Genomic DNA, 22777 nt, shown 5'->3' with positions numbered 1-22777 from the left:
CAACAAAAAAATTGTTTTGGCTGCCGGGGGGGGGGCGGTTTTTATCCCTTTCCCCCCCCAACCCCGCCTCGGGGGGGGGGGTCCTCGCGCGGGGGTTGTTCTGGGGGGGGGGGGGGGGGGGGGGGGGGGGGTAACAATACGGGCGGGAGCTAGCCCACGGCCAGCGCGCTGGTTTTTTCGGCCAGGGTCGTGGCCACCAGCTTGACGATTTCCTTCATGCTGAATGGCTTATGTAGCAGCCGCTGGATTCCCAGCGTCTGGCGTAAATCCTCGAAATTGAGTTCCAAGCCCTTGGCCGAACACATAATGATCGGCAGCTCGCGGCAAGCGGGAAGCTGGCGGGCATGGCGGCATAGTTCTTCGCCATTGACCAGGGGCATTTGGTAATCGGTCATCAGCAAGTCCCAGGACTCGCCATTCAGCAAGTGCTTCGCGGTTTCTCCATTATCCGCCACGGTTACCGCATACCCGGCGCGCTCCAGATTAAAGCGCAGGACATCGGATAACACCTGGTTATCCTCGGCGACCAAAATACGATACGGTTGGGCCATCAGTAGGTTCTCCTAGCAGCATCAGTACCGGGAGAGTGATTACCAGGCGATATAAGCGGCGGCATTGACCGAAATATCCCCCGTGGCCGGATTGTACACCCAACCCGCGCTGCTGACCGCGGGAGTGGTGATCGGATCTTGGGAGGTTTCGGTGCAAAGCGCGTTCAGGTTGGGTCCGCACTGGACGGGGGGAAACGGCCCCTTGAGAAAAGGGCGCAAATTTGTGGCCAGGCTAATTGCCGCCGGCGGATAACTGTTGTTTTGGGCTTTGTACAGTTCAATCGCGTCGCGCAGGGTTAACAGCGATTGCCGGGTGCTATTTTCGCGGGCGGTGGTGGCCGTGTCGAACATTTTGGGGGCGGCCACCGCCGCGATAATCCCCATAATCAAAATAACCACCACCAGCTCCACCAAGCTAAAACCAGGACGCGCTGTGCGTGACGACATGTTTGTATTCCGCCAAAAATTTTGTGCCATTTCTTGCCTGCCTTTTCGGGAAAACTGCCTCAAAAAGCTGACTTCCGCCCCCCTCGGCGAGAATCTCCGCACAACACTAGGTCAAAAAATGGGAGTGGGCAAATTTGGGGTCAAGGGAATTTTTTTCCGTTTATTTGCGGTTTGCGCACTAAATTTAGGTGAAGGATGGATTTCCACGTCTTGGTACCCTTACCCTTTTTGCCGACTATGCAAATTTGGCAAGCCTATAACTGGCTCTCGTTTCCGGTCGTGGCGCACGCGCTGGCCTTGCACGAGGAACTAGTCGCCGCTCTGGCCGCCCCCTGCGGTGTGTGGGCCAAACAATCCCAGTGGCACTGTATTCTGGGAGACGCCGAGTCGCACGCCAATTCAGTTGAACACTCTTCCTCCGCGCCGCTGAGTTCGAGCATTCCGCAAATTCTGGCCGGGTATTCGCTGGGGGCCAAGGTTGTCTATGTCCCCCAACCCGAGGGGGGGGAAATTTTCATCGCGCCGGTGGCCGACGCCGGGCAGGTTCCCGTGGTGGTGTGCGGTTACTGCCCCCCCGGTCCCTCGGAGCTAATTCAAAAGCTGATCGCGTCCGTGACCTCCACCGTCAATTTGCGCATGCAGTTGGAAAACGCCCAGACCAAATTGCGGGCGTATGTCAACCAGGTTACCACCGATTTTGAGGAACTAACCTGGCTGCGGGGCCTGGCCGAACAATTGGAAGTTTGCAATCTGCGCAACGACATGCATTCGGTGGCCGCCACGGTGCTGCCTTCCTTGCGCGATCTGATCAACGCCGAAGCAATTGTGTTTATCGATGAAACCGTCAACCGCGTGAATTCCCTGGCAGCCGATAACTTGGAGCAATGGGCGGATTATATGACGGGCGATCTGGAAATTGATCCCGAGGAATATCGCCGGTTATTGCGTCCGTCCGCCGCCGACATTCACATTCCGCCGGTGCGCAACGCCCCCCAACGCTCGCTGACGCTACCCGGCTGCGAAAAGCTGCGCAACGTGATCGCGATTCGCATTTCCCGCAATGAACAGCATTTTGGCTGGCTCCTGGTGTTGAATAAGCGCCTGCCCCACGTCGACGACGATGATGTGTTGACGGCGGGTTGCCTGAGCAGTTGGGAATTTGGCACGTTTGAAGTGGGCCTGGCCAACGCCGCCGCGACCATGCTGGCCACACATGCCCGAAATATCCAGCAGTTCCAGGAAAAAGAGGCTCTGTTGGTGGGGGTGATTCGGGCGTTGGCAAATTCCATCGACGCCAAGGATCCCTACACCTGCGGCCATAGCGACCGGGTGGCGCGGATCGCGCGGGTGCTGGCCCGGGAACTGGGTTGCGAGCCGCGGGAGTGCGAACAAATCTACATGAGTGGGTTGTTGCACGACCTGGGAAAGATTGGCGTCCCGGACGAAATCTTGACCAAACCGGGCAAGCTGACGGACGAGGAATACGCCGTCATCAAGCGGCATCCCGAGATTGGCTACAATATTCTTAAGCATTTAAGGCATTTGGAGTATGTCCTGCCCGGAGTCTTGCATCACCACGAAAGTTATAATGGCCAAGGTTATCCGCACGGATTGCAGGGGATGAATATACCTTTTCCCGCGCGGGTTTTGGCTGTGGCCGACGCCTTGGACGCAATGACCAGTTGCCGACCGTATCGTACGGCCATGCCGCTGGAAAAAGCCGAATCCATCCTCCGTTCCGGGGCGGGCAGTCAATGGGATCCACGCGTCGTGGACGCCTATTTCGCGGTCTCGGCGGAAATCAAGGATATCTGCGGGCGGGATCAAAGCCACATGCAGTTGTTATTGCGGGGACGGGAAATGTTTGAGGAAACCGGCACCCTTCCCCCCGATTGGGACACCATCGGCCTGGCCGTGAACGCAATGGCGATGAACTAACTGCCGGAGCGCGCCATGTTGCCAACATTCCAGCCCCGCCCCTCCTCCCGAAGATCTGCCTGGTCGCTCGTCGAACTGGCGGTGGTGTTATTCATCATGGGCGTGCTGGCGGCGGTTACCGCCCCCCGTTATACCGCCACCCTCGCGCGGTATCGGGTGGAACACGCGGCCCGCAGGGTGGCCGCGGATCTCGAGCAGGCGCGGACCCGCGCCCGCTTGCAAAATCTGTCTTTGACCATCGCATTTAATCTAGCCGGCGAATCCTACACCGTGGCCGGGATGCGCGATTTAGACAGTTCCCGTACGACGTACATGGTCAACCTGGCCGGTCCGCCGTACAACTGTGAACTGGCCAGTGCGACCTTTGACGCGGATGCCACCCCAAACGCCGAAGATCAAAACGTGACATATAGTCGCTGGGGCATCCCGGACAGCGCGGGCTCGGTATTCGTCCGCTGTGGAAATCTGCAACGGGAAGTGCGGGTGCGGGCGGTTACCGGCAAATTGGAAATTGTGGAGTAACATGCGCCATTTCCCGCCATCCAACAGACGCGCCGCGCACACCTTGGTGGAATTGGTGGTCGCGTTGCCGGCTTTTGCCATCTTGTGCGTGGCGGCTGCTTCCGCCCTCAAGGTTACGCTGCAATCCCGCGCGCTCGACCAGTCGAGTTTTCAGCGTCAATACGATTCGGCCGCGACGCTGCAAGTATTAACCGAATACTTGGCCCAGGCCCAGGCTTTTGCCCTTACCAGTCCCGGCACCGTGGAATTTGACTTACCGCCGCTGGATGCCACCGACACCCCCGCCCGGGCCAAGCTGGCTTGGTCCGGCACCAGTCGCGTTCCCAACAATACGCTGTTTTTGACGCTCAATGGCCAAGAAGCGGAGTATCTCACCGGCCAAGTCACAAATTTTAACCTGGCCTACCAGACGGAGACGCTCAATATCCTTCCACCCCAGCAGGATTTAAGCCTGCTGGCCAGGCACGATACCGCTTCCTTGCGCACGCCCCAGTCTTTTAGCATTTCGACCACGCAGTGGTGCGCGACAAGTTTTGTCCCGACGCTGGCGGTGGGGACCGCCAATTGGCAGTTGACGGGGATTCGCTTTCGGGCCAAGCGCGGCACGGGAAGCGGAAACCTGATTATACGGATTTGTGCGACGGACGCGGCGGGTCTCCCCTCGCTGCCAATTCTGGCCGAAGAAACCCTGGCGTCGACGGACTTGCCCCAAGTTTATGAATGGCGACAGGTGTGCTTCTCATCAATTACCGAACTGGCCCCCGCGGCGCGACTGGCCGTGGTCTGGGGAGCAAGCTCGGGCAGCGGCGTCATCGCCCATATTGAGTATCAAACCGGTTCCACCGATGACACGCCCAATCTGGAGTTCGTGCAAAGCGCGAACGGCGGCGGATCGTGGGGAGCGCGTAACAATCTGGCGGATATCCGGTTATTTGTGTATGGCAACTACAACAATTATACCGGGAATCGCCAAATCTTGCGGGGAGTACGGGTGACCGCCCAAATTCAACAGACAACCGGGTCCATCATGTATGAACGCTCGGTGACGCTGCATAGCCCCCCGGAAATCCCCTAGCAAATTTATAAAAACGAAGGCCTGAAACATGCGGCAGCGTAAAGCACGATTGTGTCAAATATCCGGCCCCCGCGCGACGGGGGACGCCGCCGCGCGGCACCGCGCGGGTTTGTCCCTGATCGAAGTGGTAATGGCTAGTTTGCTCACCGGAACTTTGGTGGCGGCCAGTTTGGTCAATGTGGGGGCGGGGCGCCGCAGCGCAACCGCCGTGGAGCAGCAAATCCGGGCCTCGCAACTGGCCGCGGATATGTTAGGGGAAATCCTCCAGTTGGGCTACTTTGAACCCGTTGATACGCTGGCCTTTGGACGGGAAGGAGCGGAAACCCTGGCGAATCGGGCGAACTACGACGATGTCGATGATTATCACAACTACAACGAAACCACGCTGCAATCCAAAGCAGGTGTTTCGCTCACTGGTTGGAGCGGTTGGACCCGGCATTGCACCGTGCAATGGGTGAACCCGGTCAATCCCACACTTGCCAGCGGCACCGACCAGGGACTAAAGCTGATACAAGTCACGGTGCGCTATGCCGGACGCCAGTTGGCCATCGTCCGGGGGCTAAAAACCACCGCCACCCGTCCCGCCTGGGCCTACACCACCAATAGCGCGGTCTTGGAAAACTGAACCGCCCCCATCTGACTTTAATGTTTTTTTAAAGCCAATACAGCCATTTGCCGTCATGGGCCGATTCACTCACATCCCTCCGCAAGCCAGGCCAAAGCGTGTAGCAGCGGGTTGCCGGGGTACGCGCCGGCGGGGAACGGCGTATTTGTTAGTGTTGGGATTTGCGCTTATCGTGTCGGCGGTGGCGATGGCCGGTCTGTATGAGTTGCGGCTCAAACGACGATTGGCGAGTGATTACCAAGAAATCAACCAAGCTCGCTGGATCGCGATGTCGGGGTTGGAGCTGGTCCTGCAACGTATCGAGGCGAACGCCAACTGGCGCAGCCAACTCGCGGCAAATTCCTGGAATACGCCGGTTCCCTTGGCCGGGGGGACGTATGCCGTCACGGCAACCGATCCGCTGGATGGCAATTTACTGGATGATGACCTGGAACCGGTCGTAATGACCGTGACGGGGGTGTTTGGCGCCGCCACCCAACGCGTGTCGCGGCAATTAGAATCGCGGCGTTTGCCCTATGACGCGATTCAGGCGGGAATTGCCTCTCAGCAGGAAATGCGTCTCAATCTGTCCACAGTGACGGGGGGAAGTTGGGTCCTTTCGAATTCTAAGGTGATCCTAGAAGGAACCACCCAACTGCGCGCCAACGCCGTAGCTCCCTTGTTGCAAGGAATAGGTTATCAGTTATTGAAGCGGACGAATGGCCGCTGGCCTCGCTATTTTCCCCAGGCGGACGACCAAGAGCCGGATTATGCCCTGGCGTACTATCTGGCCAATGGGACGGAGATCAATTATGCGGATTTGCCGATCGGCGAAGTGGAAATGCTAGCCAATCCCACCTTTGAGACCGATATCTCTGGCTGGACAACCTATGGCACCGCCACCCTCGCTCATTCGACCACGCAGGCGGCCAGTGGCGCCGCGTCCATTTTGGTCAGTGGGCGGGCTAATAGCTCGAGTGGCTTGGCCCAATCGGTTGTCACTCAAGTCGAGTCAAATGGCAGTTATGACCTGTCCACGGCGATTCGCGTCGCGCAGAATAGCCAAGTCCAATTAGCCCTGTACATCGAAACCACGACGGGAAATCAGACGCTTGCCTCTTCCAGCCAGACCTGCGTGGCCGGTATCTGGCGCACGTTGACACATTCTGTTACCCCCACTTGGACCGGGACGCTGTTAAAAGCCGAATGGCGAATCATCACCAACAACACGTCAGATTATCATGTTGACAATGCCAGTCTGGTGGACCTGAATATAGACGCCCAAAGCGCTTTTATTAATAAAAAAATCCTCTCCGCCGGGAGCAACCCGTTTAGCGGAACGACCAATCCGCAGGGGATTTATGTGATCGATTGCCAGGGACAAAAGTTGATTATTAAAAATTCGCGGATCGCCGCTACCCTGGTGCTGCTCAATCCCAATCCAGTCACCCTGTGCAATTCTATCCATTGGCAGCCGGGGGTCGAGAATTATCCCGCGCTCTTAGTGGTGGGCTATGTCAATATTAACACCTCGGCCGCCCCCCTGAGCGAGGGTTCACTGGCGATAAATTTTAATCCCCTGGGGGCCCCTTATCAGGGAACCTGGGATTCGCTCATGGATTATTCCTACACGAGCGAAATCCAAGGTCTGGTCTATGCCACGGGTAATATTATATTTAAGGGTCAATCAACCATCCGCGGCGCCGTCGTCAGTAATCAGCAAATCGATTTTTTTAGCTCGACCGTGAATCTGATCCATGCCAGCAAATTGTTGACCAATCCTCCGCCTGGCTTTTATCACCCCTCGCCCAACCGCTTTTATACCCCCGGCTCGCTCAAGCTGCCGTAAGTTCGGCAGTCGATTGATGCATTCTGGCAACATAGGTTGGCCTTTGTGGTCGTTTTGCCACCTGGGGCAGGTTTGCTAAGTTTATTTGCTGTAAGTGTTTATAGCGAATTCGTCTGTTGTTTGGGCGGGGCACACTGCTTGCACCTGGGCATAGCCATAGGCATGCTTCCGGGAATCTACCGCAGTGGGACCGATGAAAAATTTGCCGCTTCGCTATTTTTTGCCGTGTGTGGCGCTCTGGGGTTTGTTGCTGGTTGCGGCAAGAGAACTGCCTGCCCAGCAGCGTCCCGATTCCCCGCCACCGTTACCAGAGGCCCCTTTCGAGGCGCTACCCGCCCCCTTACCTGGGGAAGGTAACTCCCCACTCCCTGTGATAAAGAGAGACGCCCCGCTGCCAGTAACGCCGGTACTGACCCTGGTTGTTTTACGTTCGGGGCAGATTGTGCGGGGCCATGTGGATATCGCCACCGATGCCAACCGGCTTTGGCTGCGGCGGGAGTTGCCGGGGTTGCAACTGACCAGTGGTTATGCCTGGTCGGAGGTAAGCGAAGTTGAACACCGCACGAGAGTCTGGTCGGCGGAGGAATTTCGCCAATCGTTGCCAGTGGCGGTCACGCGGGGAAAGAAGCTGCGACAGATGGAGGCGTTTCCCGCACTGGAGCATGAGGTCACGCGGGGGGAAAGACTGTCAGCGGCGAACATACTGTTCAGTGCGAATGATGACCCAAACATGGGAACGATTCACCCGGCGCAAGCTAGCCCGTCTTTGCCGGTCGCGACGCTTACGCTGGAATCCAGCCTGGCCAGTTGGGACGCCGATCCAGAGTTGGATGGGCTGCTGGTGACGGTGCTCCCCCTGGATGAACAAGGCAACCTGGTCCCGGTCCGCGGCGAATTAACGCTGACACTGGTGGGTGAAATTCAAAATATTAATGGCATCCACCGCGGGGCGCGATTGCCGCAATTTGTGGAGTTAGAAACCGCGCATCACTTGTTGCGTCAGACGGATTTCGCCGCTGGGCCAGCGGTGGTCCGGTTGCCATTCCGCCGCAATCCCCCCGAACAGCGGCTGGATCTAGCGCCTTATGCCCTATTGCACGCGCGTCTGGGCGTACCGACAGCGGGGGTGTTTTCGGCGTCGGTGGCGGATGTCTGCATCCGCCCCCCCAGCGTGATGCGTGATCAATTGCAACTTTATCAGGGTTCGCGGAGTTGGCGACGGGAATATTTGGAACGGTTGGCGGAGTAGTTTGCGCAGTGGAGTCACTTTGGTCAGGGGAATTAGTCCCCTGTACGCCGCTTTGCCCCGCGGCGGTTCTTTTGGCGGCGTTCCACAGGGGGCGCATCCTTTGTGCCGCGGGTTACGTCAGTTTTAGCACGGCGTTCTCCGCTGCGTCGTTCGGGGGAGTCCCGCTTTTCTAACAGATGCTGCAACTGTCGGGGAACTTCTAGTCTTTTGGCCATAAACTATTCCTAACGCGGAGCGGAAAAAAGCGGGTTGGCGGGAGGGAGCGCATTCGTCGGGGCGGATGTAGTTTTTCTGACGACCAGTGACGCGTTCGCCGTCGTGCCCGTTGAACCCGGGAGCATCGTGGCGGCGGGATGATTTGTTTGCGGATAAGGGGGATGGGGTGACGGGGGCTGCGCCGCGGGCGTGGGAAGCACTTCGGCTGGCACGGAGCTGCGCGGAAGGTCGTTGGGCTGCGCGTCCGATCGCGGGGGAACCGAGTTGCTGGCGGGGAGCGCGCCGGCGGGCGGGGGAGATTCTTCGCTAACACTTTCTCCCCAGCCCCGCATCGTCCAGGCGGGACGCTGGCTGGCGTCTGGTAATTGGGCCTCCCAGGCGCTCCGGTCGACGGGGATGAGCGGTCCGGTCATCAGCGGAGTCAGGGCCTGCTGAGTTTGAGGAGGGCACAGATCGCGGCAACCAGGGGGCGCGGGAATGATTCGCGGCACCAGCGCAATCACAATCTCGTTCCGCTCGCGCTGGATTTCGCCCCGCTGAAAGAACCAGCCAATCAGCCACAAATCCCCCAGCCAGGGAATCTTGTTCTGGGTGTCGGTGTTGTTTTCCTTGATAAGACCCCCAATCACGATCGCTTCGCCATCCCCTAGCATGACGCGGGTATCCACCTGGGTGGTCTCGCTTTCGGGCAGGTTGGTGGTGGGATTGATCCTGCCGGTTGAAACCTCTGGATGGACCTGCATCAAAACCTGGCCTTCCTCGGTGATGATCGGCGTGACGTTCAGAATGACGCCGATATTCAAAAAGTCCACGCTTTGCAGGGTGCTGGTTTGGGTGGTGGTGGTCAACAGGTAACCAATCTGGCCGCCGACCTGAATGCGGGCTTCCTGGCCGTTAAGCACCACCACCTTGGGGGAGGCCAGCGTCTTGGAATCGGTCGTGTTTTTGATCAGATCCACTAGCGAGGTCAAGTCCGTCCCATTTATCCGTAGCATCGAGACCGGCGGCACGCCGCTGGCAAATCCCGCGGTTTGCCACTGCACCTGGGAATTGTTCACTTTTAGCAAGGCGTCAAAATTAATGCCATGCTTGCAATTGTCCTTGAGCGCGACCTGCAACACGTGCGCTTCGACCAGTACTTGTCGCGGCATCACATCCACCTGGGCGATGTACATGGCGATGCGCTCGATATACGCGGGTAAATCCTCCACGACCACTTGCTCAAACGTGCGGCGCTGGTCGGTTAGTTTGGTCTCGTTGATAAAGGATTGGCCCACTGGAGACAGCAGCCCCTTGACGACTTTGTCCACTTCCACCGCGCTGACATAGTTCAGGTTAAAGACCCGGACCTGCCGGCCCTGGACCGCGGCGGAAGATTTATTTTCCTTGGATATGGCGGAAATCACGATGATGGAGTTTTGCCGGGTCCAGGTGTAGCCATTGACCGCCAAGATCGCGTCCAACACTTCTTCCAGGCCAATATTAGCCAGTGTGACCGTGATGCGTTGATCAACACTCTCACCGCTGACAATATTCAAACCATGTTGTTCGGCGATCATACCCAGCACCACACCCAGGGGAGCATCGCGGGCGGTCAGGGAGACCAGATCTTGATTGCGCGACAGTTGCACCCGGTCCGCGGCCAGCGCTTCCGCCGAGGGAAAACCGAGTTGCCGCTGGATCACCACCGATGCGCCGCCGGTGGGGGCCGCGGGAGTAGGAGCGGGGACGGATGTCGCGCTGCTGGCGGGGTGGCTTTTTCGCAACGGTCCAATATCAGGTATCTCGGGCACGGGGGGCGCGGGAATGCTATTTTGGGCCAGAAAAAACTTCCCCTGGCCGGTCGAGTCCAGCGTGTCCATCGCCCCGGGTCGATCCGGCAATGATCGATTTGCCAGCCAGGCCGCCTGGTAATTCACGGGGTGGACCTGCTGATCGACCGGGCGTGCGGCGGAACGGGAATGTGATCGACCTGTTCCCCAACCCGCCAATTCTATGGGGTCTCCCACTTGCGTGTGCCGGACATGACCTTCCCGGTGAGGATCACGCGCGCTATAGGAACTTTTGCCGGACGCGGTGGACGATTCGTGCAGCAGTGCCGCGGCTTGCGCGTCATTGATCATTTGCCCATTACTAATCCGGGCCGCTCCGTTGGTGCCCGCATCGGCGGGGATAGAGACACTGGTTGTTTGCGTCGTGGGGGCGGGTGTGGCTGGAGTTTGTTTATTTGTCGCGGCACATCCGCCGCAAAATGTAACTGCCAAAAATAGCAACCATCCACACCCAGGGATGAAACCTGGTGCTGGCAAATGACCACGGGGGATCCGCCAACGACAGACATTCATGCAAAAAAAACCGCCTCGCAGGTGATTACCGAAATTGTCCCCGCGGTGCGCGGACAAAGTTCCAGGGGAATCATCGACCTGTTAATCTTCACGGAAACAAAAAAATCGGCAGAATATGCAATCTTTGCGCAGTTTGCCTAGATTGTTACGCCTCTCTTTGGTGTAAAAAAGGCAATTTCAAAAAGGGCGAACGCTGGCGGGTAGTTCGATTTTTACGGATAGCGGTGCCATGATTAGCAGTCAGACTTGTCAAAACCGCCGATTGCACAAATTAGGCCCAACTTGCCGATAAGGAAGACTATTCCCCCTCTGCCGTTCCTCGATGCTTCTCTGCTAGCAAAACTTTTTTACCGCAGGTCGCCCATGTGGTGTGTGCATTGTCAACAAGATTTGCCGCATAGCGTTGGCGGGGGAACGACCACTTTGCGTTGTGCCAAATGCGGTCATACCCCGCCGGGGATTGATCGATATTCGCTGGCGGGGGCTGGGTCTCAGCCGGGGGCTGCCGGAAAATTGTGGCGCGCGGATGCCAAAGCGGAGATGCCGCGCGGCGCGAGCGCTGCCCTGGGGTTGGCTAGCGCCTGGTCCACGGCGGCCTGGCCCGCCAGTGTGAGTCAGGCACAACGGTTGTTATCCACGACCGAGCGGTTACTGGCTTCGCCGGAAAGTGAATATGCCGCGCCCACCGGTTATGCGCAAGAAGGTTATGCTCAGGCAGGTTATGCGCAGGCAGCGCGTCCGCATACCCCAGCTACGCGGGAAACTCATCCCCGGCCGTCTACTCATGCCGGTCTGCGGGGCAGCGTCTCGCCGCTTGGCCAAAATCAGTCCGGAGCCGCGAACTCTTGGCTGCAACTTTGCCTGGTGGCCCTAGCCGGCTTGTGCGTCATGCTGGGGGGGATTATCACCAGCGCCGCCATTGCCCTGGATCTGTGGGATGACAACTACGCTATCGGTCTGGGCGTGGCGATTTGCCTGCTCACCGGCGTATCCCTGAGTCTGTGGCAAACCAATCAAGATTTACGCGATGGTTAATGTTGATTGAAAAAGTTGCCGCAGCCGGGTGGTCGCTATTTAGGGAAGTGCTTCTTCCAAGATATCCCGTGACGACGGGGCGGTGTCCCGTGTTATCACGGGCAGTTGTCGTAAATGTGGTCCCGACAGCGATGGTCGATTATCTTTTGCGGCAACTGACGTAGCGGAATGCGGAAATCGTTTTGGCGGTTGCAGCCAACGGGGGACAAAGCCCAGCAAGGTGGCGCAGGCCGTCGCCGCAAAGCCCCGCCAACTGCCAAACGTCGCCAGTACCGCCGAGGGTTCATACCCACAATGCACCATGCAATCTTGGCATTTGGGATTCTGGCTGGCCCGGCCGTACTTGTCCCAATCGGTACTAGCGAGCAACTCCGCAAAACTGGCGGCGTACCCTTCGTCCAGCAAGTAGCACGGCTTTTGCCAGCCAAACAAGTTATACGCCGGACTTCCCCAAGGAGTGCACTCCAGGTCCCAGTTGCCGCGCAGATATTCCATGAATAGCGGCGATTGGTTGAATCGCCAGCCTCGTTTGCGGCGGCTGAGGATTTGCTGGAACAACCGCTCGGTCTGTTGCCGCTGTAAAAAGTGTTCTTGATCCGGGGCCTTGGCATAGCTGTAACCCGGCGAGACCATCATCCCCTCGACGCCCAGGCGCATCAGTTCATCGCACAGATCGCAAAATCGCTGCGGGTCGGCGTCGTTATACAGTGTGGTGTTGGTTGTCACCCGAAAGCCCGCCGCCAATGCCGCCCGAATCGCCCGTACCGCCGTGTCATACACCCCCGCGCGGCAGACAGCGCGGTCGTGTTCTTCGCGCAGACCATCCAGATGCACCGAAAAGCTGAGATACTTGCTGGGCGTGAATTTATGCAGGGATTCTTCAAGTTTGATCGCGTTGGTGCAGAGGTAGACATATTTGCGCATCCGCACGAGGCCAGCCACGATTTCATCGATTTGGGGGTGTAACAGCGGCTCTCCGCCGGGAATGGAGACCATCGGCGCTCCGCATTCCCGGGCCGCGGCCAGGCATTGCTCCGGGGTCAGGTGCCGCCTCAAAATTTGCGTGGGATGCTGGATTTTACCGCAGCCGGCGCATTCCAGATTGCAACGGAACAGCGGCTCCAGCATGAGCACCAGGGGATAGCGCTGTTGTCCGCGCAGGCGTTGCCGGATCACATAACTGGCGACGGTCCACATTTGGGAAATCGGCACACCCATGATGATTGGCTCTGTTGGAAATTTGCAAAAGGAACAAATGCTATTTTACAAAAGTCAGCAAAAGGAACTATGGTGGAAAATGCTTTCGGCACTTCGTTGAGTTAGTTTCCTCTTGTTTAAATATTTCTGGTAATTCATTTTGAACAGGAGGAAACAGAGGTAGCGGAGAAAGGCAAATCCCAGAATTGAAATTTCAAATTTGAGATTTGAATATCAGATCTGAAATTCGAAATTTCAGATTTGAAATCCTTCCTCTCCGTGCCCCTTGGTGTCTCCTCCGTGACTCCGTGATAAATGTATTTTGTCCCTGGCTAACACTGCGGGCTAAGGGTCCCTGGCCTCTCGTCCCCGCCCCGCGCTTCAAGACCGCCGATGCCATCGGCGGCTTTGTTACGGGCTAAAGCCCGAACTACGCCTCTCGTCTCTCAACTCCCGCCTCTCGTGTCTCACCCCTCACCCCTGACCCCTCCGCAACTAATTCCTGTTGATATCGGCCTAGGGCCAATAGGGGAAAATAAATCGGGTAGTAGTGATACTTTAGGTAAAACACGCAGGGAAAGCCCGTGCCGGTCCATTCCGCCTCTTCCCAGGATCCATCCGTCCGCTGCTGGACCAGCAGGTAGTGCATTCCCCGTCGCACAGCCGGGTGCCGCGCGTGTCCCGCTGCCAACAGTCCCAACAACGCCCAGGCTGTTTGCGACGCGGTGGCGGGGCCTTGGCCGCGTAATTTGGGTTGTTCATACGTCGCGGCGGATTCACCCCAGCCGCCGCTGGGTTGTTGATGGGCCAAAAGCCAATTTGCCCCTTGCCGCAGGAGTGGATCATTGGCTGAAACCCCCACCGCAGCCAAGCCTTGCAACGCTTGCCACGTGCCATAGATATAATTAATCCCCCAGCGCCCGTACCAACTGCCGTCCGCTTCTTGGGTGTGACGCAGGTACGCCACGGCGCGATCCACCGCAGTGTCGCCGATCCGTTTGCCCAAGCGGCCCAGGGCTTCGAGCACGCGGGCGGTCAGGTCGGGGGTGCTGGGATCGATCATGGCGTTATGATCGGCAAATGGGGCCTGGCAAAGAAATTCGGCGTTATTATCTCGGTCAAAAGCGCCCCAGCCGCCGTCGCGGTTTTGCATGGCCAGCATCCAGGCGGCGCCGCGCTGCGTGGCGGCGATGATCTGGTCGAGTAAGTCCACTTCGCGATGTGTCACGGCGGCACCACTGGGATACGCGTCAGCAGGTGACATCGTTGGTGTCGGAGCAGGGGAGGGGAGGGGCCTGCCGTGGTCCGTGTATTGGTGCGCGAGCGCCATGAGCACCATCGCCGTATCGTCTAGATCGGGATAAAACTGATTGTCAAATTCAAACGCCCAACCTCCGGGCTGCGCTTTGACGATTTGGGACCAATCGCCGGCAAAGCGAACTTCCCGGGCGCACAACCAATGGCTGGCGGCGAGGAGTGGCGAACCGGCTGCTGGCAGGCCGCTTTCGGCCAAGGCCCGCGCGGTCAGGGCGGTGTCCCAGACGGGGGATTTGCACGGTTGCACCCGCGCGGTTGTGGGCGTTTCGATGACCAGGTCCAGCAGTCGCGCGATGGCGTAGTCCCACTCGGGGGCTCCCGGGCCATAGCCCAGCGCCTTGAGCGCGATGATGCTCCAGACCATGGGGGGAAAAATGGCCGCCAGGCCGTCGCTGCCAGCAAACCGGGCGAGGATCCAATCCCGCGTGGTATTGAGGGCCCGCTTGCGCCACCACAGCCATCCCCGCCGTCGTGCAAACCGGAATCCTCTATCCACGGCGGAAAAAAACTGTTTCCACAGCCAGCCACTCAGGGTTTTTTGCGCTCCCGGATTGCCGGGATAATTCCACGTGCGCGGTGGAGTTAAAAAAAGTTCGGCGATGCCCGCTGACTCTGGCACCCGGGTGATCGGCTGCAACGCGGACATGATGGACAGCGTGGCAATCATGGGTCGCGACCAGGCGCTGACCCGCGCGGGATTGATGGGAAACCACGTGGGCAACAGGAAAAACTCCGGCGGCACTTCGGGACAACAGGCGTAGGGTATTTGGCCCAAGAGCGCCAGATAAAACCGCGTAAAGCTGTTGACGCGGTCGGCTCCTCCCGCGCGCAATATCGCCCGGCGGGCGCGTTGCAGCGGTTCCGACGACGGTTCTTGTCCCGTAAGCTTGAGGGCAAAGTACGCTTTGACGCTCGCGCTTATTTCTAGTTCTCCGCCGGGATAAATGGCCCAACCCCCGGTAGGAAGTTGCTGGTCGAGGATTTGCCGCGCGAGTTTTTTGCACAGGGGCTCTTGCTCGCGCCCCAGGAACGCCCAGAGTAATATGAACTCGCTTTCCAGGATCGTGTCCCCTTCTAGCTCCGCGCACCAATAACCCGCTGGTTCCTGGCGTTGCAAGAGCCACGATTGGGTGCGGCGGATCGCCTCGGCCACGGCGGTGGGGGGAATCTCTGGTTGGTGCCGCGACGAAGGCGCGGACTCCGGGGTTGCCGGTGGTTGTGAAAAAGAAGTAACGTTAGCGAGGGGGCGGGAGGTCGCCGCGGGCAAGTCCCGCTCTATCAGCGCTGGCGCTGAACGGATCGCTGGCGTCATTTCCAACAAGCGCGCCGAGGAGGAGTGCTGTGCTGGGCGTAAGGAATCTGAACTTACCGAAGCGGACATCGAACATCCTTGTGCGACAAGAGTTTTAAGCCTACGAATCAGGGGGTAGCTTCCTGTACCCCGCGAATGGCTTAACTGAATTTGTTGGCACTAACTTACGCTATCAAGGCCATAATTCTCAAGAGCAGATCGCGAATTGCGTCGGGAACCGTGCTAGCAGAATTCCCCGTGGCATTATTTTTTAGAATTTAATAGCTTTCGCCGCATTACGCTGATTTACAAAAGTTAACGAAGGATGACTGAGGTAATGCCCGCTTCGATAACTTCGTTTACTTATGTTAATACATTATATAAAACTTGTTTTGAACAGGAGGTAGCCGAGGAAGCGGAGAATACATTGCTCCCACTCTGCTCTATCTACTAACTCTTGTTAAAAATCTTCTTGCACTTGTTTTACAGTAGCTAACGAGGGAAGGTTGGATTAAAGATGCGAGATTTTAAATCCTGCTGCTCCGTGCCCCTCGGTCTCTCCTCTGTGTCTTCGTGATAAAATGTATTTAGTCCCTGGCTAACGCGGCGGGCTGAGGTTGTATCCCCTTGCCGACACGGCGGGCTGATCGCGCGGCGGGCTAACCGTGCAGGTCCAGTTCTTCCACCACATTGCGGGCGTAGTTCTCGCAAAAATGGGCCAGCGAAAAACGTTCCGCCTGGGCACGCGCGGCATCACGATCCACTGCGGAAACTGGCCGCGCGAGTGCTGCCTGTGTGGCCGCGACGAGCGCCTCCATGTCTCCCGCCGGAAAGAGCGTCCCTGTCACGCCATCCCGCACCGTTTCGACCGTGCCGCCGCGGTTGGGGGCCACCACCCAGAGTCCCGCGGCCTGGGCCTCCAGCGGGACAATGCCAAAGTCCTCCACACCTGGAAAAACCAACATCCGCGCGCGGGCGTACAGGTCTTGCACCTGGTCGTCGGTCGGTTGGCGGACAAATTCGACCAAGGGATTATTCGCGTGTTGGCGGGCGGCGGCGTCCAGGTCGGCCCCTTGGCCAGCGGCAATCACCCGAATATTTGCCGCGAGCAACCGGTCCAGGGTCGACCGCATTCCTTTGTATGGGACCCACGCGCCAAAGAGGAGCGCGGCGGGAGGGGACTGGGGATGGGGGGAGATTTTGGTAAAGCGGTCCAGCTCCACCGGCGGATGAACGACCTGCGCCGTCCGGCCATAATATAACTGGCAACGGCGGGCGACAAAGCCGCTATTGGCCAACAGGCGGTGAACACGGTTGGTCGCGGTGACATCCCATTGCCGCAAGCGATAAAACCTGCGCCGCCGCAAAATTTCCCACGGCCGCCAAAAACTGGGGGGATGGGGAAAATACTCGTGCTCCATATCCCACACATAGCGCATGGGACTGTGGATATAACTGACATGCACCGCCAATGGATTGGGAATGACCCCCTTGGCGACGCAGTGGCTGCTGCTCAGGATGACATCGTAGCCGGTCAGGTCCAGGCTTTCGATGGCCATCGGCAGGTACGGCAAGAGATACTTGTAATAACGCTCGATCCCCGGCAGGCTGGCCAGGAAGGAAAACTGGGTGCGGTGCGACGCCGCGGTGCGCAGCACTTCGGGCTTGCCAAACAGCAAAAATAGATCGGCATGCGGGGCAAAGCCCAGGATTTGTTCGAGGACGCGTTCTCCCCCCCGGCGCGAGAAAAACCAATCATGCACCACCGCCACCCGCAACGGACGCAAGCGTTCCACCAATTGATTAACAAAACTCATGCAACAAGAACTTTAGTTTGCGGGAGAGGGATTTAGAGAGTCGTGCGTTGGTAAATCTTAGCCCGCAGCGTCAGCCAGGGACCCATTCTGCCAGCAGCGTTAGCAAGGGACTGGCTTTGTATTTTCAGAATTCTGACGAATTCTGCTACGTTCAGGGACGGGCTGGTCGAATTCCATTTCCATTCGCAGCCTCGTGTCTCCGCTAAATTTCTCTTAGCTTGCTTGGAAATTATCAAAAAGCAAGGCTTTACCCGTCCAAATGAATCATCAGGAGCGCCACATCCGCGGGCGTAATGCCACTAATCCGGCTGGCCTGCGCGATGGTCAGCGGGCGCACGCGGGTCAATTTTTCGCGGGCTTCGGTGCGCAGGGAGGTGATCCGCGCATAGTCAAATGTGGTCGGAATTTTTCGTTCGGCCAGGCGGCGGGTGCGTTCCACTTCCTCATCCTGCCGCACGATGTAGCCCTCGTATTTTAGATCATATTCGATCTGACGGGCCGCGGCGGTCGAAAGCGGGGCCAGTTTTGGAGCGCGGGCCACGACTTCTTCCCAGGTCACTTCCGGTCGGCGCACAAACTTGGTTAAGGGGCCATCGGCGGTTTTGGTTTGTTCCAGGATTTGCAGGCCTTGGGCAATTTCAGCCAATTTTTTTTCCAGTCGATGCCAGCGCTGGTCATCCACCAGGCCGATTTTACGGCCCAGCGGTGTCAACCGGCGGTCGGCGTTATCCTGCCGCAAAGAGAGGCGAAACTCTGCTCGGCTGGTAAACATGCGGTACGGTTCGTCCACGCCGCGCGTCACCAGGTCGTCAATGAGCACGCCCAGGTAGGCCGCTTCGCGGGGAATGATCAGGGGTTCGGCGTTGCGTAGGCGCAGCGCGGCGTTGATGCCCGCCAGCAGCCCCTGCCCAGCCGCTTCCTCATAACCGGTGGTGCCGTTAATCTGCCCGGCAAAATACAGCCCCGCTACCCGCTTGGTCTCGAGCGTGGGCCACAACTGTTGCGGCGGGCAATAGTCGTACTCCACGGCATATCCGTAGCGCATGATGACGGCCCGTTCGAGTCCGGGAATTAGCGGCAGCATGGCGTCCTGCACGTCGCGCGGCAGGCTGGTGCTAATGCCGTTGACGTACACTTCCCGCGTGTGTCGCCCTTCCGGTTCCAGAAATAATTGATGGCTGGTTTTATCAGCAAAGCGAACAATTTTGTCTTCGATACTGGGGCAATAACGCGGTCCGCGGGAGTGAATTTGCCCGCTGTACATCGGCGCTCGGTGCAGATTTGCCCGGATGAGATCATGCACGGCCTGGTTGGTGTGCGTGATGTGGCAAGGAAGCTGCTCGACGCACAACTGGTCCGTCAGGTAGGAAAACGGTTGCGGGTCATCGTCACCGGGTTGCGTTTCGCAGGCGGCGTAGTTGATGGTGCGGCCATTCAGGCGGCAAGGAGTGCCGGTCTTGAACCGGGCAATTTCAAAACCGAGCCGCGCCAGGCCGCCGGAAATTCCGCTGGTGGTCCCTTCCCCCGCGCGACCGCCGGCGGTCTGGGACTCGCCGGTATGCATGATCGCCTGCAAAAACGTCCCCGTGGTCAAAATGACCGCCGCCGCGCGATAGACCGCCCCGCCCCGCGCGCGGATGCCAATGATGCGCTCTTGTCCTGCAAACGCCGGCTGGGGATGCGGTTCGGTCAGCAAATCCTCCACCACCTCTTGGCGCAGTTCGAGCTGCGGCTGGTCCTCGACGATTTGCTTGATGTGAAATTGATACGCTTTTTTGTCGGCTTGCGCGCGGGGGCTATGCATGGCCGGGCCTTTGCGGCGGTTAAGCAGCCGAAACTGGAGGCCGGTGGCGTCGATCGCTTGACCCATGATCCCGCCCAGGGCGTCGATTTCGCGGACGATTTGTCCCTTGGCGACGCCGCCGATGGCGGGGTTGCAGCTCATCTGGCCGACGGTGTCGCAGTTTATGGTCAGTAGCGCGGTCCGGGCCCCCAGCCGCGCGGCGGCGACGGCGGCCTCGGTCCCGGCATGGCCGGCGCCAATCACCAAAATGTCATAATCATAAGTGGAGTTCATGGCCTTATTTTATCCGGCCCGGATTTTTAAAAGAATAGCCCGGTTTGGTGAAACTTGAGCGAGACAGAGGAAAAATAGCTGTAAAATTCCATTCCCCTTATTTCCCCTCTTCGATCCCAAACTGTTTGAGCCAGTATTGCGTTTCCCCCTCGCTAAAGGGCCCTTCGGGCTTGACCACCTGGTCGTCACCGGGGTTCGCGCCCGAGGGACTTCGCCGGCTCTGGCGCTGGCGTAAAAGTTCGCGAAACCAGAGATCGCTGTCGATGGGGGTGGCCTTGCGGCGCTTGGCCGCGCGGTGCAGGCGATGGTCGCTACTGACCACGGTCAACCGCCGGGGGGCGGAATTCTGTTTAATCAATTCCTCGATATAGCTGTCGGCATCGGCAAAGTGCGACGCAAACACCACCGTCATCCCGGCGTGTTTTTGTTGTTTGGGGGCGTTCCAGGGGGGATCGGTGGCGTCAAACACCACCGTCGTTTGCGGCAGCTCAGTCGGCGGCAGCGACTCCGCCAAGCAATTCAGCAGTGCTTGCCGGGATTTGCGCAGATAATCCAGACCCCGTCCCTGGCCCAATACGCCTGACGCATGCAGCAGATTATAACCGTCAATGATGAGCTTCATACGGAACTCCGCCGGCGTTCAGAAAATTTCCGACGTGTTAGCCGGCCCGAAATTATTTTAGCCGTTCCAGCGGTATTTTACCTGGCCCATCACGATGACTTTTTCGGCCCGGCCGCGAAATTCCCAGCCGTGATAGGGAGAGTTGCGGCTGCGCGAGCGGGATTGATGCACGTCGTAGGTCCAATGGACGTCGGGGTCGATAATGGTAATGTCGGCGTCCGCGCCAATGGCCAGCGTCCCCTTGGGGATGTTGAGGATGCGCGCGGGGTTGCAGGTCAGCTTGGCCAGCGCGGTTGGCCAGTCCAAGATTCCCGGTTCGATCAAATGCGTGATCACCAGAGGGAGGCAGGTCTCCAGCCCCAAGATGCCAAAGGGGGCCTGGTCCAGCTCGCGCATTTTTTTCTCGGGGGCGTGAGGGGCGTGGTCGGTGCAAATCACCTCGATCGTTCCGTCCACTAACCCCGCCAGGCACGCCTCGATATCGTGGCGGGCGCGCAAGGGAGGACTCATCTTATAATTAGCGTCAAAGGTGCGCAAATTATCGTCGGTTAGCGTAAAATGATGCGGGCAGATTTCGGTCGTGACGCGGATGCCGCGGGCCTTGGCCTGGCGGATCAGTTCCACGCTCCCCGCTGTCGAAACATGCAGCACGTGCAGCTTGCCCCCGGTTGTTTCGGCCAGGGCGATATCCCGGCTGATCATGACTTCCTCGGCGCAGGCGGGCATGCCGGGCAGGCCCAATAGCAGCGACACCAGCCCTTCGTGCATGACGCCGCCGTGGGTCAGTTCGCGGACTTCCTCGTGGTTTAGGATGGGCTTGTCAAACATGAGCGCGTATTCGAACGCGCGGCGCATCAGTTCGGCGTCGTAGACGGGCGCTCCATCGTCCGAAAAACCAACCGCCCCCGCCTGCACTAGCTGCCCCAGTTCGGCCAGTTCCTTCCCTTCGCGGTTTTTGCTGACGCACGCGATCACATACACATGGCAATGATTGGCCCGTTCCGCCTGATGCTGGATAAACTCCACCGTGGCCTGCGTGTCCAGCGGCGGCTCGGTATTGGGCATGCAGGCGACCGCCGTAAATCCCCCCGCCAGGGCGGCGGCGGTCCCGGTGTATATCGTTTCATCCTCTTCGCGGCCCGGCTCGCGCAGGTGGACATGCATGTCAATCAGCCCGGGACAGACAATCTTGCCGGTGGCGTCGATCAGTTCATCGTGCGGACTGGGGTGCGCGTCATAAGCGGCGATCCGGCCATCGATCACCAGCAAATTCATCACCCGGTCCAACCGGCTGGCGGGATCGATCACACGGCCATGTTGGATCAGCAGACGCTTCATGGGGGAGGTGGAGTTTGGAGTAGTGGAGGAATGGAGAGTGGTAAGATTCTTGCGGACCAAAAGCCCAACCTGAGTTATTGCCCCAGTAGTTGCCACAGGACCGCCATGCGGACCGCCACGCCGTTGTTGACTTGTTCTAGAATCGCCGAATGCGGGCCGTCGGCCACTTCCGGTGTCACCTCCACCCCCCGATTAATAGGTCCCGGGGCTAGAATCAAAATGTTATTCTTGGCCCGTTCCAAGCGCTCGCCGTTCATCGTGTAGAGCAGGGCATATTCCCGCACCGAGGGGAACGGCCGCGTCGCTTGCCGCTCAAACTGAATCCGCAAGAGATTTACCACGTCGCAGCGGGGCAAGATCTCGTCCAGGTTGTGCGCCACTTCTACGCCGATCTCTTGCCATTGTTGCGAGACCAGCGTTGATGGCCCGCACAAAATCACATGCGCCCCCAGCTTTTTTAAGCCCCAGATATTCGACCGGGCCGTGCGGCTATACATAATGTCGCCAACAAGGGCCACCGTCAGTCCGGCGATCCGCCCACAACGCTCCCGAATGCTCAGGATATCAAGCAGCCCCTGCGTCGGATGCTCGTGCGGACCGTCCCCCGCGTTAATGACCGACACTCCTAAATGCTGCGCAAGAAGCTGGGGCGTGCCGGGGGTGGTATGCCGGACCACGACGGCGTCGATCCCCATGGCCTCGATGTTCTTGGCGGTATCGATAAACGATTCCCCCTTGCTGACACTGCTGCCGACGGCGGTAAAGTCGATCGTGTCCCCGCCGAGGCGGCGCGTCGCCAGGGAAAAGCTGGTGCGGGTGCGGGTGGAATTTTCGTAGAACAGGTTGATGAGGGTGCGGCCCTTCAGGGTCGTCTTCTTCTTCTCGACCTGACGGGAGACTTCCACCGCCTCCTCCGCGAGATCGAGAAGGGCGGTGATGTCGTGCTCGGAGAGCCCCTCGATGCCGAGGAGGTGCCGGTGGGCGAATTGGGCTGTCATCGCAAGGCCGACGATGTACGGGGATTCATGCGCGGCGTCTATGGCGGGTTGTCGGGGCGCGAGCGCGGCGTCAGTCCGAAGAGGGGAGCCCTTGAATGGCTGTCGTCCCGGACGCGGTGCAACGCGCAGCGTTGCTCCGCAGATCCGGGACCGCGCCCCAGAGGGAACTCCCCACCCGGTCCCGTGTCTGCATCGCGGGATTGCATCCCGCGACGCGCACGAGACGACAGCCTTCCAGACTGGCGCGCCTCGTCACCCCCTCTGCCGATCCTTTGAGCTTGCCATGCCC

Annotated in this window: 19 protein-coding genes; 7 read left to right on the top strand and 12 right to left on the bottom strand. The window is 58.8% G+C overall.

Annotation, left to right across the window (positions count from 1 at the left end):
- Window positions 1-149: 149 nt before the first annotated feature.
- Both SFX18_00375 and SFX18_00370 read right to left on the bottom strand, forming a co-directional pair.
- A complete protein-coding gene (locus SFX18_00375; GenBank protein MDX1961572.1) occupies window positions 150-551 on the bottom strand; it encodes a response regulator in 402 nt (133 codons plus the stop codon).
- Between the two features lie 39 nt (window positions 552-590).
- Complete coding sequence (locus SFX18_00370; protein MDX1961571.1) at window positions 591-998, bottom strand: prepilin-type N-terminal cleavage/methylation domain-containing protein; 408 nt, start codon at window positions 996-998, stop codon at window positions 591-593.
- Window positions 999-1235: 237 nt separating this feature from the next.
- Here SFX18_00370 and SFX18_00365 point away from each other — a divergent pair, with 237 nt between their 5' ends.
- The 6 genes from SFX18_00365 (at window position 1236) to SFX18_00340 (ending at window position 8235) form a co-directional block, all read left to right on the top strand.
- Window positions 1236-2936, top strand: a complete 1701-nt coding sequence (locus tag SFX18_00365; protein ID MDX1961570.1) for an HD-GYP domain-containing protein — start codon at window positions 1236-1238, stop codon at window positions 2934-2936.
- A gap of 15 nt (window positions 2937-2951) precedes the next feature.
- On the top strand, window positions 2952-3458 hold the full coding sequence (locus SFX18_00360) for a GspH/FimT family protein (protein ID MDX1961569.1): 507 nt from the start codon (window positions 2952-2954) through the stop codon (window positions 3456-3458).
- A 1-nt stretch (window position 3459) separates the two neighbouring features.
- Entirely contained in the window at window positions 3460-4533 is a 1074-nt protein-coding gene (locus tag SFX18_00355) for a hypothetical protein (GenBank protein ID MDX1961568.1), read from the top strand.
- Between the two features lie 28 nt (window positions 4534-4561).
- A complete protein-coding gene (locus tag SFX18_00350; protein ID MDX1961567.1) occupies window positions 4562-5158 on the top strand; it encodes a hypothetical protein in 597 nt (198 codons plus the stop codon).
- A gap of 151 nt (window positions 5159-5309) precedes the next feature.
- Window positions 5310-6986 (top strand): carbohydrate binding domain-containing protein, encoded by a 1677-nt coding sequence (locus SFX18_00345; GenBank protein MDX1961566.1) that lies wholly within the window; start codon window positions 5310-5312, stop codon window positions 6984-6986.
- Window positions 6987-7356: 370 nt separating this feature from the next.
- Window positions 7357-8235: a hypothetical protein gene (locus SFX18_00340; protein ID MDX1961565.1), complete on the top strand. Its 879-nt coding sequence runs from the start codon at window positions 7357-7359 to the stop codon at window positions 8233-8235.
- Between the two features lie 32 nt (window positions 8236-8267).
- Here SFX18_00340 and SFX18_00335 read toward each other — a convergent pair whose 3' ends face one another.
- Both SFX18_00335 and SFX18_00330 read right to left on the bottom strand, forming a co-directional pair.
- Window positions 8268-8450, bottom strand: a complete 183-nt coding sequence (locus SFX18_00335; GenBank protein MDX1961564.1) for a hypothetical protein — start codon at window positions 8448-8450, stop codon at window positions 8268-8270.
- Window positions 8451-8459: 9 nt separating this feature from the next.
- Window positions 8460-10715, bottom strand: a complete 2256-nt coding sequence (locus SFX18_00330) for a hypothetical protein (GenBank protein ID MDX1961563.1) — start codon at window positions 10713-10715, stop codon at window positions 8460-8462.
- Window positions 10716-11159: 444 nt separating this feature from the next.
- Here SFX18_00330 and SFX18_00325 point away from each other — a divergent pair, with 444 nt between their 5' ends.
- A complete protein-coding gene (locus tag SFX18_00325; protein MDX1961562.1) occupies window positions 11160-11831 on the top strand; it encodes a hypothetical protein in 672 nt (223 codons plus the stop codon).
- Between the two features lie 39 nt (window positions 11832-11870).
- On the opposite strand, the gene hpnH is transcribed toward SFX18_00325, so the two are convergent.
- From hpnH to SFX18_00285, 8 genes are all read right to left on the bottom strand, one after another.
- Entirely contained in the window at window positions 11871-13049 is a 1179-nt protein-coding gene (gene hpnH / locus SFX18_00320; GenBank protein ID MDX1961561.1) for an adenosyl-hopene transferase HpnH, read from the bottom strand.
- A 409-nt stretch (window positions 13050-13458) separates the two neighbouring features.
- Entirely contained in the window at window positions 13459-15726 is a 2268-nt protein-coding gene (locus SFX18_00315; GenBank protein ID MDX1961560.1) for a prenyltransferase/squalene oxidase repeat-containing protein, read from the bottom strand.
- Window positions 15727-16295: 569 nt separating this feature from the next.
- Entirely contained in the window at window positions 16296-17453 is a 1158-nt protein-coding gene (locus SFX18_00310) for a glycosyltransferase (GenBank protein ID MDX1961559.1), read from the bottom strand.
- Between the two features lie 247 nt (window positions 17454-17700).
- Complete coding sequence (gene mnmG / locus SFX18_00305; GenBank protein MDX1961558.1) at window positions 17701-19530, bottom strand: tRNA uridine-5-carboxymethylaminomethyl(34) synthesis enzyme MnmG; 1830 nt, start codon at window positions 19528-19530, stop codon at window positions 17701-17703.
- A gap of 97 nt (window positions 19531-19627) precedes the next feature.
- Window positions 19628-20152, bottom strand: coding sequence for an NYN domain-containing protein (locus SFX18_00300; GenBank protein MDX1961557.1), 525 nt, complete (start codon window positions 20150-20152; stop codon window positions 19628-19630).
- A 57-nt stretch (window positions 20153-20209) separates the two neighbouring features.
- Window positions 20210-21490: a dihydroorotase gene (locus SFX18_00295; protein ID MDX1961556.1), complete on the bottom strand. Its 1281-nt coding sequence runs from the start codon at window positions 21488-21490 to the stop codon at window positions 20210-20212.
- Between the two features lie 74 nt (window positions 21491-21564).
- Complete coding sequence (locus SFX18_00290) at window positions 21565-22488, bottom strand: aspartate carbamoyltransferase catalytic subunit (protein MDX1961555.1); 924 nt, start codon at window positions 22486-22488, stop codon at window positions 21565-21567.
- Window positions 22489-22558: 70 nt separating this feature from the next.
- Window positions 22559-22777, bottom strand: a 219-nt coding sequence (locus tag SFX18_00285; protein MDX1961554.1) for a hypothetical protein, incomplete at its 5' end; no start/stop codon positions are given.

Source organism: Pirellulales bacterium, assembly GCA_033762255.1.
Lineage (GTDB): Bacteria > Planctomycetota > Planctomycetia > Pirellulales > JALHPA01 > JANRLT01.
This window is presented reverse-complemented; position numbering and strand designations above follow the sequence as displayed.

What these genes read in the sequence shown, in the direction of transcription:
- SFX18_00295 (MDX1961556.1), bottom strand. Translation starts at nt 21,490, where the DNA reads ATGAAGCGTCTGCTGATCCAACATGGCCGTGTGATCGATCCCGCCAGC.
- SFX18_00365 (MDX1961570.1), top strand. Translation starts at nt 1,236, where the DNA reads ATGCAAATTTGGCAAGCCTATAACTGGCTCTCGTTTCCGGTCGTGGCG.
- SFX18_00375 (MDX1961572.1), bottom strand. Translation starts at nt 551, where the DNA reads ATGGCCCAACCGTATCGTATTTTGGTCGCCGAGGATAACCAGGTGTTA.
- hpnH (MDX1961561.1), bottom strand. Translation starts at nt 13,049, where the DNA reads ATGGGTGTGCCGATTTCCCAAATGTGGACCGTCGCCAGTTATGTGATC.
- mnmG (MDX1961558.1), bottom strand. Translation starts at nt 19,530, where the DNA reads ATGAACTCCACTTATGATTATGACATTTTGGTGATTGGCGCCGGCCAT.
- SFX18_00335 (MDX1961564.1), bottom strand. Translation starts at nt 8,450, where the DNA reads ATGGCCAAAAGACTAGAAGTTCCCCGACAGTTGCAGCATCTGTTAGAA.
- SFX18_00290 (MDX1961555.1), bottom strand. Translation starts at nt 22,488, where the DNA reads ATGACAGCCCAATTCGCCCACCGGCACCTCCTCGGCATCGAGGGGCTC.
- SFX18_00300 (MDX1961557.1), bottom strand. Translation starts at nt 20,152, where the DNA reads ATGAAGCTCATCATTGACGGTTATAATCTGCTGCATGCGTCAGGCGTA.
- SFX18_00355 (MDX1961568.1), top strand. Translation starts at nt 3,460, where the DNA reads ATGCGCCATTTCCCGCCATCCAACAGACGCGCCGCGCACACCTTGGTG.
- SFX18_00325 (MDX1961562.1), top strand. Translation starts at nt 11,160, where the DNA reads ATGTGGTGTGTGCATTGTCAACAAGATTTGCCGCATAGCGTTGGCGGG.
- SFX18_00370 (MDX1961571.1), bottom strand. Translation starts at nt 998, where the DNA reads ATGTCGTCACGCACAGCGCGTCCTGGTTTTAGCTTGGTGGAGCTGGTG.
- SFX18_00350 (MDX1961567.1), top strand. Translation starts at nt 4,562, where the DNA reads ATGCGGCAGCGTAAAGCACGATTGTGTCAAATATCCGGCCCCCGCGCG.
- SFX18_00360 (MDX1961569.1), top strand. Translation starts at nt 2,952, where the DNA reads ATGTTGCCAACATTCCAGCCCCGCCCCTCCTCCCGAAGATCTGCCTGG.
- SFX18_00315 (MDX1961560.1), bottom strand. Translation starts at nt 15,726, where the DNA reads ATGTCCGCTTCGGTAAGTTCAGATTCCTTACGCCCAGCACAGCACTCC.
- SFX18_00310 (MDX1961559.1), bottom strand. Translation starts at nt 17,453, where the DNA reads ATGAGTTTTGTTAATCAATTGGTGGAACGCTTGCGTCCGTTGCGGGTG.